Source organism: Sphingomonas sp. FG14 (assembly GCF_057809675.1).
In genome coordinates this window covers 148,857-164,719 of sequence record NZ_JBMDKK010000005.1, presented here as the reverse complement: position 1 = coordinate 164,719, position 15,863 = coordinate 148,857, and the positions used below count along the sequence as shown (strand labels likewise).

The window sequence follows — 15,863 nt, the reverse complement described above, 5'->3', positions numbered from 1 at the left end:
ATTTGCCTGGAGGCCGACCCAATATGACGTCCGTTCTGCCCATCCGTGAGATCGATCCGATGCAGGACGAGGAGATCATCCTCTATCGCGACGCGATCACCCGTTTCCTCGATCGCCACGCCGCGCCCGAAACGCTCGACGGATGGCGCCAGGCCAAGCAGGTGCCGGTGGAATTCTGGCAAATGGCGGGGGAAGCCGGGCTGCTCTGCCCAAGCATACCCGAGGCCTATGGCGGGCCAGGCGGCGATTTCCGGCACGACTGGGTGGTGCTGGAGGAAACCGGCCGTCGCGGGCTGGAGGGCTTCGGCGTCGCCGTCCACAGCAGTATCGTCGCCCCCTATCTGGTCCACTATGCGACCGAAGCGCAGAAGACCCGCTGGCTGCCGCGCGCGGTTTCGGGTGAAACCATCCTGGCGGTGGCGATGACCGAGCCGGGGGCGGGATCCGATCTTCAGGGTATCCGCACCCGCGCCGCCCGCGTCGAAGGCGGCTGGCGGATCAACGGACAGAAGACCTTCATCTCCAACGGGCAAAGCGCTGGATTGATCATCGTCGTCGCCAAGGCTGCCAAGGAAGACGGCAGCGATGGCATCGGCCTGTTCCTGGTCGAGGGAGACGCGCCCGGTTTCCGCCGGGGCACCAATCTCGACAAGGTCGGGCGCGAGGCACAGGACACGTCGGAGCTCTTCTTCGACGATGTGGTCGTGCCCGACGATGCGCTGCTCGGTGGCAAGGTCGGGCTGGGTTTCGCGCAGTTGATGGCGATGCTGCCGCAGGAACGGCTGGTGATCGCGTGCATGGGCATGGCGCTGATGGAACGGGCGCTGGGCGAGACGATCGCCTACACAAAAGACCGCAAGGCGTTCGGCAAGAGCCTGATCGACCTGCAGAATACCCAGTTCAAGCTGGCAGACGCCAAGACCGCGGCAACCGCGTCGAAGGTGTTCCTGCAACACGGCCTGTCGGAACATCTGGCCGGCCGGCTCGACGCGTCCTTCGCGGCGATGATCAAGCTGTTCGTCACCGAGACCGAATGGAAGGTGATCGACGACTGCATCCAGCTTTTCGGGGGATATGGTTATATGAACGAATATCCGATCGCCCGCATCTTCCGCGACGCCCGCATCGATCGCGTCCATGGCGGCGCTTCGGAGATCATGCGGCTGATCGTGGGGCGGACATTATAGCCGTCGATCGATTGTTCAGACTCACCTCTGGAGAATGCCGGGCTTTCGCTGGCGCGCGAACGGCTAGCGCATATCCACCACCGCCTTCAGGCGGGGATTTGGCCCGAAGCGGTTGGGGCCAGAGGTTCCGGGCAATAGCGCGACGATCAAGATGGCGATTTGAAGCGGAAGCTCCAACGCCATCATGGGCACGGTCGGCACCCCTGTCGGCACATGGAAGAGGGGTTGATCGGCAATCGACCATAGCCACTGGATCATCTTGTAGATGTACATGACCGGAAACAGCAACGCCCACTGGCCGGAGCGATCCTGATCATGGAGCCGCCGGACCAGCAACGCAAAAGCCGGCACGGCAGCGGCGGTATAGACGACCAGATGAACAAGCACCGCGGCTTGCCAGGGTAGAATTTTCGAAAGATTGACGCTCAGGATCAAACTCGCGGCCGACGCCACGATCCAATAGCAGACGACGTCCGCACGGCGTGATCGCCCGGAAAAATCCCGAAAGCCAAGGACGGTTCGTTTCAACGACGCGACAAGAACATCCGGTTCGCGGCGCGACATCATCATTTCCCACCACGCCAATGCATGCCCGCTGTCTGCGCGGGTAAGAACGGACGCTACCACTGGGCACTTACCAGATCGTCAAGGACAATCCTGCCGCACCGGCAATATCCAGCCGGCCAGGTTTTCAAGGCCGATGCCTCGCATATCGCGACTGGGCGTTGAAAACAGGCGCGCTTTGTCGTGCGCGCCCTACCCCTTCAGCCGCCGCGCGATCTCCGTCACCCGCTGCCCCTGGAATCGCGCGGCGTCCAGGTCGGCGTCGCTGGGGAGAGCGCCGGGCTTGTTGTGCGAGACCGCCGAGGCACCATAGGGCGTGCCGGCCTTGAACATCGCGCCATCGGCGAAGCCCGGCGGCACGATCACCATGCCGAAATGCGCCATCGGCACGAACAGGGTGAGGCTGGTCACCTCATTGCCGCCATGCGGCGTGGCCGAGGACGCGAAGGCGGAGCCAACCTTGTTGACCAGCTTGCCGCGCGCCCAAAGCGCGCCCAGGCTATCGAGATAAGCCTTTACTTCGGAACAGACGAGGCCGAAGCGTGAGGGCGTACCGAACAGGATCGCGTCTGCCCACACCGCATCGTCGGCGGTCGGCGCTTCGTAGAGCGCGTTCAAGCGCGCGGCGTTCTCGATCCAGCCCGGCGCCAGCGCCATCACATCCTCACCCACCAGTTCTCGCGCGCGGCGAATGCGCACGCCACCGCCAGCCGCCATCGCGCCTTCGGCGACGGCATTGGCCAACGCCTCGGTCATGCCGTCGCGCGAATAGAAGACGATAAGGACATTGGCCACCGCTGCTTCTCCCCTGAACCGGCCGATCGGCCCCGTCGTTTCCCCCTTGTAACCCCCACTTCAAATATGTAAAGTAGATTGACTAAAAGGGTGGTGAGAGTTCATGGCGACACAGGCGAAAACGGCGGCAACGAGCGAGCGGGAGCCCGGCCCGAATCGGGATGCTCTGCTCGAAAGCGCGCGCGGGATGATCCCGGCGCTGCGCGAACGCGGCTATGCCGTCGACAAGGATCGCCGTGTCGCCGACGAATCGATCGCCGAGATGCTTGATGCCGGCATCCTCCAGATGCTCGCGCCCCGGCGCTTCGGCGGCAGCGAAGCCGGTCTTTCGACATTTTTCGATACAGCGGTGCTGATCGGTCAGGGCGACGGATCGACGGCCTGGCTGTTCGGCATCCTGGGATGCCACCACTGGGTGCTGTCGCATTTCGGGCTGGAAGCACAGCAGGCGCTGTATGGCGAGACCAGCCATGCGCTGTTCCCGCTCACCTTTTCCGGCAAGGGCGGTTCGGCACGCAAGGTCGAGGGCGGTTATCGCGTCAATGGCGAATGGGGCTTCGCCAGCGGCATCGATTTCTCCGACTGGGTCGGCGCGCTCGCCCTGGTCGAGGGAACCGACGGCGCGGAAACCGTCAACCTGCTGATCCCCAAGGCGCAGGTGGAAGTGGTCGACAACTGGTTCGTTTCGGGCATGCGCGGCACCGGCAGCCGCGAATTCCATGTGCGCGACCTGTTCGTTCCCGATCACCTGACACTGTCGCAAAACCTGCTGATGGTCGGCAAAACGCCCGGTTCGGCAGCACTGCCCGAATATCGCGGGCTGCGCGCATCGCTTCACACCGTGCTGATGATCGCCACCGTCGGCGCATCCCTTGGCCTGGCACGGCGCGCGATCGACGAATTCATCGAATTCACCAAGGGCCGGGTCGGCTATGGCGGGATCAATCACGCCGCGCGCGCGAGCACCCAGGCGAAGATCGCCGACGCCATGGCGCGTTACGACGCCTTTCACGGTCTGATGCAGCGCCATTTCGTCGATGTCGACCTGCTGGCCGAAAGCGGCCGCACCTCCAGCGCCGAGGAGCGGCTGCGCTATCGCCGCGACGCCGCGCTCGCCGTCGCGACTTGCGCCGACATCATCAACACCATGGCCGGCATGGCGGGCGCGCGCGCGCAGCACGAGCGCTCGCCGTTCCAGCTCATCCAGCGCGACATCAACACCGTCCGCACCCATGTGCTGCTCGACCGCGACGACGCGAACGAACTCTACGGCAAACATGTGCTGGGCCTCGATCTCGGGCCGATCCGCCAATAGCGGATCCTGTCGATGCCCCCAGCCCAGCCCGCGAGCGATGCGCCGCAGATCGGCGAAGGCCGTGCCTGGTGGGCGGTGTTCGTGCTCTTCCTCGCCTATACGCTGTCCTATATCGACCGGATGATCATCTCGCTGATGGTCGAGCCGCTGCGCGCGGACCTGAATCTCAGCGACACCCAGATCAGCCTGCTCCAGGGGCTGGCCTTCGCGATCTTCTACACCAGCATGGCGATCCCGATCGCGGCGCTGGCGGACCGGCGCTCGCGCACCGCGATCGTCTCGATCGGCATCGCCTTCTGGAGCGCGATGACGGCGGCCTGCGGTCTGGCCGGCAGTTTCTGGCAACTCTTCCTGGCGCGAATGGGGGTTGGCGTGGGCGAAGCGACGCTGAGCCCCGCCACCTATTCGCTGATCGCGGACCTGTTTCCGGAGGACAAGCGCGGCCGCGCGATGGCGGTCTTTTCGTCGGGCGTGTCGGTCGGCGGCGGGCTCGCCTTCGTCATCGGCGGGATCATCATCGGTTTCGCGACGGCGAGCGGCGGCCATGAAACACCCCTCGGGCCGGTGCGGGCCTGGCAGCTCGTCTTCCTGATCCTCGGCCCGCCGGGGCTGCTGCTGGCGCTGCTGGCGCTGACCATTCCCGAACCGCGCAGACAGGCCACCACGACCACCACGACGCCGATGCCGCTCCGCCCATTCCTCGTCCGCGAATGGCGGACATTGGCGCTGTTGTTCGTTGGCAACGGCATTTCGGGGATGATCACGACGGCACTGCTGTCCTGGGCGCCGACCTTCCTGATCCGCGCCTATGGAGAGACGCCAGCCGGTGCCGGCCGCATGCTCGGGATCGGCCTGCTGATCCTCGGCCCGATCGGCGCGATCGCCGGCGGCGCTATCTCCGATCGTTGGACACGTTCCGGGTCCGCCACCGCATCGCTGCGCGTCGTCGCCATCGGCATCGCGCTGATGGCGCTGTTCGGCGCCGCCGCGCCGCTTATGCCCGGCGCGCTCGGCGCATCGGCCATGTTCGCGATCGCGCTCATGTTCGGAGCCGCCGCCTATCCACCGGGCGCGGTCGCCGTGCAGAAGCTTGCGCCGGCACCGCTGCGCGCGCGCATCGCGGCGCTTTACCTGTTCGTCGTCACCCTGTTGTCGCTCGCGCTCGCGCCGACCGCCGTCGCGCTGCTAACCGACCGCATCTTCGGCGACCCCGCGCTGATCGGCCGCTCGCTGACCAGTTTCACCGCGATCGCGGGGCCGATCGGCGTCATCTGCATCGCCGCGGCCATGCGCGCCTTTCGCGCCTCACTCGCCCGTCAGGAGCCATGATGACCACGGATATGACCGCCCTCGCCGCCCGGCTGTTCGACGCGCTCGAAGCCGGCGATACCGCGACGCTCAAGAGCCTCTACGCACCGGACGCGACGCTCTGGTCCAACACGACCCAGCGCAGCATAGCCGCGCGCGAGGTCGCCGCATTCCTGCCGCTGTTCGTCAAGCGCATGCCCGATCGGACTTATGCCGATCGCCGGATCACGCTTTTCGACGGCGGCTTCATCCATCGCCACCGGCTGACCGGCACGCGCCGCGATGGCGCCCGGGTGGCAGTGGAATGCTGCGCGATGGTATTCGTGACCGACGGCGCGGTGACGCGCATCGAGGAATATCTCGACGCGCGCCAGCTCGAAGCGGTGATGGGCTGAGAGTCTGTCTGGAAAAGTGCGGAAGAGCACATTTCCAGAGCCATCGGCGCATTTCCAAACAGACTCTAAAACTTTTCAGCTTCAGATGATGCCGCGTGCCTCCAGATCGGCGCGCGCATCGGCGTCGATACCAAGCATCCCACCCAGGACCGCCATATTGTGCTGCCCCACATGCTCGGGGGCCGGGCTGCGAACCGAGCCGGGGGTCCGCGACAGCTTTGGAAAGGCATTCTGCATCTTCAGCCCGTCCCAGCGCGATCCCTCCACCGTCACGATCGCGTCGCGCGCCTGGAAATGCGGATCGTCGAGCATGTCCTGCGGGCCGAACATACGGCCAGCCGGCACGCCGTGATCGAGCATCGCCTGCTCAACCTCGGCAACCGTATGACGCGACGTCCATGCGGCGATGATATCGTCGAGCTCCGCCTGGCGTTCGCCGCGTGCGCCATGCGTCGCGTAGCGCGGATCCGCCGAAAGTTCGGGCCGGCCCATCGCCTGGCACAGCCGCTGGAACACCGTGTCCTGGTTGCCGCCGATCAGATATTCGCCGTCGCTGCATGGATAGACGTTGGAAGGCGCGATACCGGGCAATACCGATCCCGAACGCTGGCGCACCGATCCGCCGATGGTATATTCGGGAACCAGCCCCTCCATCACCTGCAGCACGGCTTCGTAAAGCGCGCTGTCGACCACCTGGCCCAGCCCGGTCGCGGCGCGATTGTGCAACGCCGCCAGCGCGCCCATGCAGCCATAGGTGGCGGCCAGGCTGTCGCCGATGGAGACCCCCATCCGGCTCGGCGGCCGATCGGGATCGCCGACCAGCCTGCGCCATCCGCCCATCGCCTCGCCGATGCCGCCGAAACCGGCGCGGCCGGCATAGGGGCCGGTCTGGCCATAGCCCGACATCCGCACGACGATCAGACCGGGATTGGTGGCGTGGAGCTGATCGGGCGCCAGCCCCCATTTTTCGATCGTGCCGGGGCGGAAATTCTCGATCAGGATATCCGCGCGGTCGATCAGTCGGCGCGCCAGCGCCTGCCCCTCCGCCTCGCGCAAGTTGATCGAGACCGATTGCTTGTTGCGCGCGATCACTTCCCACCAGACGGGAACGCCCTGCCCCCATTGGCGCATCGGATCGCCGACGCGCGGCGGCTCGATCTTGATGACGGTCGCGCCCATGTCACCAAGCAGCTGGCCGCAGAACGGTCCGGCGATGAGCTGGCCCATCTCGACCACGATCAGGCCGGCCAGCGGCCCCGTCGCTTCATCCGTCATTTCACTTACCCTTCCAGACCGGCGATCCAGTCGCGAATATGCCCGGCGGTCTGGTTGGCCAAGTCCGGCTGGCCGAAATAATAATGATTGGCGTCCTTCACCACATGATGCGTCTGCGCGCAGCCGGTGGCCGCCGCCATCAGCCGCGCGGCGTGGCTAGGGGTGCAGGCATCATCGGCGCTGTTCTCGATCACCAGCATCGGGCCGGAAATGCGCGCGGCGCATTTGATGCCGTCGGCATTGGAATCATCATAGGACCATTGCGACAGCCAGCTCCGGAGCGTCGTGAAGCGCGCCAGCCCCACCGGCCCGTCATTCACCACCGCGGGATCGCCGAGCATGCACCAATGCGGCTTGCGATCGCTGGGATCGACGGCGGGATCGACGAAGCGCGGGTCGGCCATCGTGCCCTGCACGGTGAAGCAGCGTTCGTGATTGGGCTTGCCCGCCGCCTTCAGTGCGTCGAGCTCATCCTTCACCCAGGCGGTGATCCGCCGGTTGCGCGCGATCTGGGCCGCACGGTATTTTTCGAGAAACGCGTCGGAGAAGGGCGGCTTCGGCCCATCGGGCGCATAGAGATCGAGCGCGGGATCGCGATCGAAGGGCCGGCTTTCGTCGGTGATCGAGGGATCGAGCCATTCGGTGAGCGTGAGGTTGCGCGACAGATGCGCGGCCAGCAGCATGATGCCGTCGGCCGGGATGAAGTTCGCGGCGGTCAGATCATAGGGATCGCCCGCTGGCGTATGCGTGACGCGCGGATCCTGCGCCTGCGCCTGATAGAAGAGCGACAGCGCGCCGCCGCCGCTCCAGCCGCCCAGATAGACTTTCTTGTAGCCCAGCCTTTCCTTGGCATCGCGCACGCACGCCGCGAAATCCATCGCCGCGCGTTCCATGATCAGCGCGGTATCGTTGCCGCGATAGCGCGTGTTGCAATAGATCGTGTGGATGCCGTGCTTCGCCAGGGTGCCGATCAGCGGCAGATAGGCGCCGCCGCCGATCGGATGCGAGAAGATCACGACGCTGTCCGACGGCGTCTCCGGCTTCAGCAGATGCGCCTCGACCACGACCTTACCGATCTCCCCGGCATAGGTGTCCTTGAAGGCCGATTTTTCGTCGAACATGACGAGATAGGGGATACGCTCGTATCGCGATGCCGGCATGGTCAGGCCTTCACCGGCGCGCGGCCGCGCTTCTCGATCGCCTCGGCGCCGAATTTCTCGAGCTTCACCGCGCGCGTCCGTTCGGACCAGCGGGCGAGCACATCGGTGAAATCCGCCTTTTCCTTGGCGAAGATCGCGTCGTGGTCTGGGGTGCGGTAGGTCAGCTCGACCTGGATGCCGTTGGGATCGTACATATAGATCGACCGGACGAAATGATGGTCGATCGGGCCGAGCGCGCTGACCCCGAAACTGTTGATCCGCGCCTGCATCGCCAGCAGCACCTCTTCGGACTCGACCTCGAACGCCCAATGCATGTCGAAGCTTTCCTTGCGCTTGAACCACTCCGGATCGGCCGAGGCGGGTGCGTCGAAAAAGGCGATATATTCGCCGTTCTTCATCCGGAAGAAGATATGGAGATAGGGATCGTCGGCGCCGGTGCCCGGCACTTCGTCGAGCACCACGCCGCCTTCGGTCACCAGCCCCAGCACATCCTCGTAGAACCAGCGCGTCTGTTCCGCGTCGCGGCAGCGAAAGGCGCCGTGATGGACGCCCTTGATCGGTCGGGCCTCTGGCGTTTCGGTCATCTCATCCTCCTCGATGCGGCGCGCGGACTCATCGCCTGTCGCGGAAAACTGTCGGACCTCGCGGAAATTTTGTCAAGTAAGTAGACATTATTCAGGCCAGGGACTGGCCGTCGTCGATGGTCAGCGACGTGCCCGTCACCGAACCCGCGCCCGCCGACAGCAGATAATGCACGGCGGCTTCCAGTTCCGCGACCGGCATCAGCCGGCGGCGCGGCCAGCCCGCGATCTGGCGCTTGCCGCCCTCGCTTTCGAACCAGTCGTCGACGATGTCGGTAGGCATATAGCCGGGGCAAAGCGCGTTGACGCTGATCCGATGACGCGCGAGTTCGAGCGCGAGCGACTTCGCGAGCATCACCACCCCGGCCTTGGTCGCGCTGTAGACCGCCGCGCCCGCCTGTGGCCGCAGCCCCAGGATCGACGCGACGAACAGGATGCGGCGCGGCGCATCCGATGCATCGCCCGCCGCGATCATCCGCCGCGCGCCTTCCTGCGCGGTCAGGAATGCCCCGCGCAGATTGACCGACAGGATCGCGTCGAGCTGCGCAACCTCCAGCTTCATCGCAGGCCCCGCATGATTGATGCCGGCATTGGCGATGACGCTGTCGATCGAACCGTAGCGCGCCTCGCCCGCATCGAAGGCGGCAGCGATCGCGGTCGCGTCGGTCACGTCGCAATCCTGCGCGAAGGCGCTGCCGCCTGCGCTTTCGATCTCTGCCACCAGATCGTCGAGCATCGCGCGCCGACGCGCGCAGGCGATCACGTTCGCCCCCGCCCCGGCCAGGCTCCGCGCCAGATCGCGCCCGACACCCGACGAGGCGCCGGTGATCAGGACCGTCCGTCCGACAAGCGCGTTCATACGATCCCTCCGGTGCCGAGCATCACGCCGCCATCGACGTCGAGCACCACGCCGTTCACATAATCGGCGCAGGCGAGATAGCAGGCGGCCTCCGCGATCTCCGCGATCGTGCCGAAACGCCGCAGCGGCACCGCGCTGGTGATCGCATCAACCGCTCCCGGGCTGGGCGCGAGCCGGCGCATACCCTCCGTCTCCCCGATCGGGCCGGGCGAGATCGCGTTGACGCGGATGCCCTGCGGCCCCCATTCGAGAGCCAGGCAGCGCGTGAGCATATTGACGCCCGCCTTCGCCGCGCAGGCATGGACCTGATCGATCATCGGCTTGGTGCCCTGCGGCGCGGTGATGTTGATGATGCTGGCGCCCGGCGTGCGCAGATGCGGATGACAGGCGCGCGCGGCGTGGAAGGTGCCGATCAGATCGATATCGACGACGGTGCGGAAGCCGTTGGACGAGATCGTCTCCGCCGAGGCGAGGAAATTGCCGGCGGCGCCGGAAACGACGATGTCGATCCCACCCGCCTTCCCGGCAACCGTCGCGGCGGCATCGGCGACCGCGTCGAAATCGCGGACATCGGCCACCAATCCATCGGCGTGGCCGCCAGCGCCGCGCAGGCTCTCGACCGCGGCGTCGACATTCTCCTGCTTGCGGCTGACGACGAAGACATAAGCACCGTGCGCGCAGAAAGCGCGGGCGATGCCGAGATTGATGCCGCTGGTGCCGCCGAACACGATGGCGGATCGGCCGCGAAGCGCCGCGTCGGGAAGCTGGGTCATGACACCTCTATCCGAGTGGGAAACGCATCGCCCCACCCGGACGGTGCATCGTTATTTGTCGACGAAGGCCGGTGGACCCCAGTCGCGCGAGAGCGCTTCGGTCAGCGCCTCGAAGCGGCGCCGGCCGAGCTGTTCGCCCAGCCGGGTTTCGATCGTATTGAGGATCTGCATCGCGTCGTCGCGGATGCCCTGCGAACGCGCGCTGAAATTGACGATCTGCGCGCGGCCATCGCTGGGATCCGCGCTCATCGTGATCAGTTCCTTGCGCTCCATCTCGGTCAGCATCTGGCTGATCGCCTGACGCGTCACGCCCAGATTCTTGGCAAGCTGGGAAGCCCGGCGCACACCGAAGGCGACGTTGGAGAGGATCAGCGACTGAGATCGCGTCACGTCTCCCCAGCCATGCTGTTTCAACCCGGCCTGCAGCGCTTCGTCGAACCAGTAATAGGCCCGAAGCAGGTCCATCATCAGAAATTGCTGCACGCTGCCCCCGTTCCGGCCGCCTCGCCTCCCCTCCGCAATGCGCCAGGCATTGAGCCGCAGCAAGGCTCATTGGCCAAACATCTCGGGAAGGGCCCTTCGCAGGACCTTGCCCGAAGCATTGCGCGGGAAGCAAGTCGTTTCGAAAATGCGCGTCGGGCATTTGTAATGCGCCAGCCGCGATCGGCAGTCGGCGATCACCGCAACCGGATCGAGGCTATGGCCGTCCTGCGGAATGATCGCGGCGACCACGGTTTCGCCCCAGCGCGGATCAGGCAGCGAGAAGACGGCGGCATCCGCCACGCCCGGCGCCGCCGACAGCGCCTTTTCCACTTCCACCGGATAGACATTCTCGCCGCCGGTGATGATCATGTCCTTCTTGCGATCGGTGACAAACAGATAGCCGTCGGCGTCGCGATAGCCGACATCGCCGGTGCGCAGCCAGCCATCGGCATCGGTCACGCTTTCCCCCACGCCATCGATCGACCAGTGATACGCCTCGGGATGTGCAAGCCGTGCCCAGATCTCACCGATCTTACCGGGCGCGACATCCGCGCCATCATCATCGACCAGACGCAGTTCAACGCCGGGATTGGCCAGTCCGGTCGCCTGAGATTTGCCCTGCGATCGCGCATCATGCGCATCGGGCGGCAAATGGGTGATCGGCCCGACGCTCTCGGTCAGGCCATAGACCTGCGAGAAGCTGCAACCGAACGCGGCGATGCAGGCATCGAGCAACGTCTCGGCGATCGGCGAACTGCCATAGGCGATCATGTGCAGGCTGGTGGTGCCGGTGCCGCGCGCACGATGCTCCGCAAGCGCGGTGCTCAACATCGCCGGCACCCATTGCGCATGGGTGACCTGCCAGCGATCGACCGCATCGAGCATGCCCGATGCGGTGGCAGCGGGAAGCTGGATCTGCGTCATGCCCCCGGCCAGGCCATATTGCGTCCACGCCCAGCCGGCGGTGTGGAAGACCGGCGCGACGATCAGCAATCGTGCATCAGGCGAGAAATCGAGCGTGGTCGGCGCACAGGTCATCCGCTCCACCGCTTCGCTCGTATAGGCGAGTGCCTTGGGCTCGCCGGTGGTGCCCGATGTGAAGAACAGGGTGGTGAGATCGTCGGGGCGGTGACCGTCGATGCGTTCGCCGCTGCCTGAGGCGATCAGCGCGTCGAGCGCATCGCCCGTTTCGGTGATCGCCTGACCGCCGGGCAGCAACGACGCGAATTCGGCGTCGCCGATGACCAGTGCGGGCTGCGCGCGATCGATCACCGCCGCGATTTCGGCCGCCGACAGGCGCCAGTTGAGACCGAGCAGGATCAACCGCGCACGCCGGGTCGCGACAAGGACGACAGGGAAATCGACGCCGTTGCGCCCGAGCCAGCCCAGCCGGTCGCCCGGTTTCAGTCCCCGCCCGGCCAGCGCCCCCGCCAGCCGGTTCGCACGGTCGTCGAGCGTGCGCCAGTCGAGCATGGCATCGGGCGAGATCACCGCGATCGCATGCGGTTTTTCGCGCGCGAACCGCGCGACCTGACGCTCGAGCGTGGTTTCAGGCCAGGTCGCGCCGATCCCGGCCCAGACCGGTCGATCCTCCCACGTTTCCGTCATCGCGATATTCATCGCGCACGGCCCAGCGCGACCGGCAGCCGCTTGATACCGCAGACGAAATTGCTCTGCAGATAATCGGGCTCGCCGGCGATCGCGATATCTGGGAAGCGCGCGAGCAGCGCGGTCAGCAGCGCTTCGAGCTGCATCGTCGCGACACGCGCGCCCAGGCAGTGGTGGATGCCGATGCCGAAGGACAGGTGACGCGACGCATTGGTCCGCTCGACGTCGAGCCGGCGCGGATCGGCGAACATCGCCGGATCCGAATTGGCCGCGCCATAGAGCATCGCCACCCGATCACCCGCCGGGATCGCGACACCACCGATCTCGACATCGACCAGGGCGGTCCGCATCATCTGGATCACCGGCGTCACATAACGCAGCAATTCAGGCACCGCGCCCGGAATCAGCGCCGGTTGTTCGGCCAGCTTGCGCCGTTGTTCGGGAAAACGGCTCAGCGCGACGATCGCTCCCGATAGCGAATTGCGCGTCGTCTCGTTGCCCGCCGCCAGCAAGAGGGTGAACAGGCCACGCTTGACGGCATCGCGCAGCGGCGCGCCATCCGACATCATGTTGGCGACAATGGTCAGCAGATCCTCCTGCGGATCGGCCTGGCGCGCCTCGAACAGCGCCAATCCATAATCGAACACTTCCTCGAATGCCGCCAGCGAGCTCTCCCGCGAACTGGCATAGTCGGGGTCGGAAGTACCGACGAGCCGATTGGTCCAGTCGAACACCTTGCCGATATCCTGATCGGGAATGCCGAGCATCAGGCAAAGGGTACGGATCGGCACGATGGCGGCGACCTCGGAAACGAACTCGATCTCGCTGCCATCGGGCAGGTTCGAAACCAGTTCGGAGACGAACCCGTTCACGCTCGCCTCCAGCCGCCGCAGCGCGGAGGGCAGGAAGCTGGGCTGGAGCGGACGGCGGACCTCGCCATGGCGCGGCGGGTCCATCGTCATCATCGTACTCGTCACCGCCTCCCGGATCTTCGGGGTCAGCAGCGCGATGCCGCCTTCCTCGAAGACGCGGAAACCCTGGGTGGAGGTGAAGCGGAGATTGTCCCGCGAGACCGCCTCGACATCGGCATGGCGCGTCAGCGTCCAATAGGCTGGGCGGCCATCGCGCCCGTCATGACGGCGCACCGGATCGTGCGACCGCAGCGCATCATAAGCTGCAAAGGGATGGCCACCCGCAAACGTCGCGGCCTTTTCGAGATCGAACGCCGTCATCGTCGCGCTGGCCACCCTTGCCGGTCAGAATTTATACGATGCCTGCACCGCGAAGGTGCGCGGCGCATCGACGGTCAGCGATCGCGAATCGGGCGAGAAGACCGAAGCCGCAAGGCCACCGGCGCCCACGAACGCCACCGTCGTCTTGTCGGTCAGGTTACGGCCGATCACCGCCAGTTCCCAGCTATCGTCGGGCGCGCCGATGCCGATGCGCGCGTCGATCTTGGCATAGGCGGGCTGCACCGCCAACGGATCGCGCGTCGAATCGCGGCGTGAGAAGGACTGGAACAGGGTCGTCAAGCTGCCCGTGAACTTGAGCGACGATCCGATATCGCCCGAATAGCGCGCCGTCACCGCCCCCGCCCATTTCGGCGTGAAGTTGAGCCGCAGGCCGGACAGGTTGCACGATCCCGGCTGGGTGCCGTTGGGCGCCTGCCCCGTATAGCAGGGGCCGGCGCCATATTCGCCATATTTGGCGCTGGGCGTCCAGGCGGCATTACCGATCAGCTCGAGGCCGCGCGCGATCCGGAGCAGGCCGTCCAGTTCCACGCCCTTCACCACCGCATCGCCGGCATTGCCCGTGAAGAATGGCGCGCTCAGCCCATCGGGCGAGGGCAGCGCGGCCGAGACCTGGAGATTGGTGTATTTGGTGCGATAGGCCGCCAGGTTGAGGTGGCCGACGCCGGGGAAGCTCAGCTTCGCGCCCGCCTCGAAGGATTGCGAACGCTCGGGTTCGAACTGGAAGGAGAAGGGCACCGCGTTCGAGATCGCACCCTGGAAGCCACCGCCCTTCGAACCGCGGCTATAGGTGAAATAGACCATGGCATTGTCGTTGACGTCGTACTGGACCGTCGCCGACGGATCGATCAGCCCTTCGCGCAGGCTGTCCGAGAAATTGGCGACCTGGGTGCCGGTGCGCAGATCGGTATAGGTATTGGGGCCGGAGAAGCGCTTGTACGTCGCGCTCTTGCGCTCGTGCGTATAGCGCAGCGCGCCGATCGCGCGCAGGCTGTCGCTGATGTTCGCGGTGACCTGTCCGTAGAAGGACCAGACGCGGCTGTCCTGATCCATGATGCGATAGGTGCTGGCCGCCGGCGCGAAGAGCACGCCGGTCGTCCGCTCCTCCAGCAGGTCACCAACCTGATAATAGGCGCCGACGACATATTCGATCGTCTTGCCGGTGGGCGAGAGTAGCCGGACCTCTTGTGACATCTGGTTGAAATTCATGTCGAAATCGGCGCTGGCACCCGTCACTTCGGTGAAATCGGCGTCGATCCGGTTCTTGCTGACAAAGTGCGAATAGCCGGTGATCGTGGTCAGCGTGTGCTCACCGAGCTCGATGTCGAACTGCAACGATGCGGTGTCGGTGCGGATATTGTCGAACTCGTTGGAGAAGGCGAGACCGCTTTCCTTGACATGATCGATCCCGCGCCCCTTGAGCGCGGACATGATCTGGACGGGCGACCCGTCGACATTGACGTCGGCATGTTCGTATTTGGCGGTCATCGTGATCGGGCCGCCATTGTCGTAATGGAGCACGGCACGGCCGACGATCTCGCGCCGGGCAGGCTGATCCTTGTTCGAGAAGCTGTTGTACATATAGCCGTCGACATCGGAATATTTGCCGACGACGCGGATCGCGAGATTGTCGGCGATCGGAATGTCGAGCGCGCCTTCCACCGTCGGGCCACTGGGATCGATCGCGTAATCGGCACGGACATAGCCGCCGAATTCGAAGCCGGGCTTGCGCGTGACGATGTTGATCGCGCCGGCATTGGTGTTCTTGCCGACCAGCGCACCCTGCGGCCCGCGCAGCACTTCCATTCGCTCGATATCGAGGAAGGGCGAAGCGAACTGGCGCGCATTGCCGCCATAGATGCCGTCGACGAACATGACCACCGACTGTTCGAGCGACGGACTGCCCGGGCCGGACGCGACGCCACGCATCGAGATGATGTTGGCGGCAGGCGTCTTGACCACGGTGAAGTTGGGGATGAGCGGCCCCAGATCCTCGAAGGTGCGGATGCCATTATCCTGCAGCGCCTTGCCGGAAACCACCTGGATCGAGATCGGCACGTCCTGGAGACTCTGCTCGCGCTTCTGCGCGGTGACGATGATCTCACTCGCCAGATCATCGGCTGGCGCGTCCTGCGCGGCAGCCGTTCCGATCCCGGCGGCGACCGCCATCGCGGTGCACGATACCCGCGCCGCCAGCCAACCGCTCCTGCAACGAATCGCGATCATATCCTCTCCCTCCCGCCTTGTGGCTCACCTGTATGGCGTTGTGCGCACATAGCTGCGCCAACACAGGATGAATGTCAACTTCAT

General features: G+C 65.4%; 15 protein-coding genes. 4 read left to right on the top strand and 11 right to left on the bottom strand.

Annotated features, from left to right (window positions below):
* The first annotated feature begins 23 nt into the window (after nt 1–23).
* The gene (locus ACODTA_RS17495) at nt 24–1,187 is read left to right on the top strand and encodes an acyl-CoA dehydrogenase family protein (protein WP_489067258.1); all 1,164 of its coding nucleotides are present in this window, start codon (nt 24–26) and stop codon (nt 1,185–1,187) included.
* A gap of 63 nt (nt 1,188–1,250) precedes the next feature.
* Here ACODTA_RS17495 and ACODTA_RS17490 read toward each other — a convergent pair whose 3' ends face one another.
* Complete coding sequence (locus ACODTA_RS17490) at nt 1,251–1,751, bottom strand: DUF805 domain-containing protein (RefSeq protein ID WP_489067257.1); 501 nt, start codon at nt 1,749–1,751, stop codon at nt 1,251–1,253.
* A 192-nt stretch (nt 1,752–1,943) separates the two neighbouring features.
* The gene (wrbA, locus tag ACODTA_RS17485) at nt 1,944–2,546 is read right to left on the bottom strand and encodes an NAD(P)H:quinone oxidoreductase (RefSeq protein WP_489067256.1); all 603 of its coding nucleotides are present in this window, start codon (nt 2,544–2,546) and stop codon (nt 1,944–1,946) included.
* 103 nt (nt 2,547–2,649) lie between these two features.
* On the opposite strand from wrbA, the gene ACODTA_RS17480 reads away from it, so the two are divergent.
* From ACODTA_RS17480 to ACODTA_RS17470, 3 genes are read left to right on the top strand one after another with little or no spacing between them, the layout of a single operon-like run.
* Entirely contained in the window at nt 2,650–3,861 is a 1,212-nt protein-coding gene (locus tag ACODTA_RS17480) for an acyl-CoA dehydrogenase family protein (RefSeq protein WP_489067255.1), read from the top strand.
* Between the two features lie 12 nt (nt 3,862–3,873).
* The gene (locus ACODTA_RS17475) at nt 3,874–5,190 is read left to right on the top strand and encodes an MFS transporter (RefSeq protein ID WP_489067254.1); all 1,317 of its coding nucleotides are present in this window, start codon (nt 3,874–3,876) and stop codon (nt 5,188–5,190) included.
* Nucleotides 5,190–5,564: a nuclear transport factor 2 family protein gene (locus tag ACODTA_RS17470; RefSeq protein ID WP_489067253.1), complete on the top strand. Its 375-nt coding sequence runs from the start codon at nt 5,190–5,192 to the stop codon at nt 5,562–5,564. Before ACODTA_RS17475 ends, ACODTA_RS17470 begins: the two co-directional genes overlap by 1 nt.
* A gap of 81 nt (nt 5,565–5,645) precedes the next feature.
* Here the strand turns inward: ACODTA_RS17470 and ACODTA_RS17465 are convergent, their stop codons facing one another.
* The 9 genes from ACODTA_RS17465 to ACODTA_RS17425 all read right to left on the bottom strand — a co-directional run bounded on the left by ACODTA_RS17465 (nt 5,646) and on the right by ACODTA_RS17425 (nt 15,779).
* The gene (locus ACODTA_RS17465) at nt 5,646–6,839 is read right to left on the bottom strand and encodes a CaiB/BaiF CoA transferase family protein (RefSeq protein WP_489067252.1); all 1,194 of its coding nucleotides are present in this window, start codon (nt 6,837–6,839) and stop codon (nt 5,646–5,648) included.
* Nucleotides 6,840–6,844: 5 nt separating this feature from the next.
* On the bottom strand, nt 6,845–7,999 hold the full coding sequence (locus tag ACODTA_RS17460; RefSeq protein ID WP_489067251.1) for an alpha/beta hydrolase: 1,155 nt from the start codon (nt 7,997–7,999) through the stop codon (nt 6,845–6,847).
* 2 nt (nt 8,000–8,001) lie between these two features.
* Nucleotides 8,002–8,583: a VOC family protein gene (locus ACODTA_RS17455; protein WP_489067250.1), complete on the bottom strand. Its 582-nt coding sequence runs from the start codon at nt 8,581–8,583 to the stop codon at nt 8,002–8,004.
* A gap of 91 nt (nt 8,584–8,674) precedes the next feature.
* Complete coding sequence (locus ACODTA_RS17450; protein WP_489067249.1) at nt 8,675–9,439, bottom strand: SDR family NAD(P)-dependent oxidoreductase; 765 nt, start codon at nt 9,437–9,439, stop codon at nt 8,675–8,677.
* A complete protein-coding gene (locus ACODTA_RS17445) occupies nt 9,436–10,212 on the bottom strand; it encodes an SDR family oxidoreductase (protein WP_489067248.1) in 777 nt (258 codons plus the stop codon). The genes ACODTA_RS17450 and ACODTA_RS17445 overlap by 4 nt, the downstream gene beginning before the upstream one ends.
* Nucleotides 10,213–10,263: 51 nt before the next feature.
* A complete protein-coding gene (locus tag ACODTA_RS17440) occupies nt 10,264–10,695 on the bottom strand; it encodes a MarR family winged helix-turn-helix transcriptional regulator (RefSeq protein ID WP_489067247.1) in 432 nt (143 codons plus the stop codon).
* A gap of 66 nt (nt 10,696–10,761) precedes the next feature.
* Nucleotides 10,762–12,303 carry a class I adenylate-forming enzyme family protein gene (locus tag ACODTA_RS17435; RefSeq protein WP_489067246.1) on the bottom strand — a complete coding sequence of 514 codons (1,542 nt, stop codon included), beginning with the start codon at nt 12,301–12,303 and terminating at the stop codon, nt 10,762–10,764.
* An 8-nt stretch (nt 12,304–12,311) separates the two neighbouring features.
* Nucleotides 12,312–13,550 carry a cytochrome P450 gene (locus tag ACODTA_RS17430; protein ID WP_489067245.1) on the bottom strand — a complete coding sequence of 413 codons (1,239 nt, stop codon included), beginning with the start codon at nt 13,548–13,550 and terminating at the stop codon, nt 12,312–12,314.
* Between the two features lie 9 nt (nt 13,551–13,559).
* Nucleotides 13,560–15,779: a TonB-dependent receptor gene (locus tag ACODTA_RS17425; RefSeq protein WP_489067244.1), complete on the bottom strand. Its 2,220-nt coding sequence runs from the start codon at nt 15,777–15,779 to the stop codon at nt 13,560–13,562.
* Between the last annotated feature and the right edge of the window lie 84 nt (nt 15,780–15,863).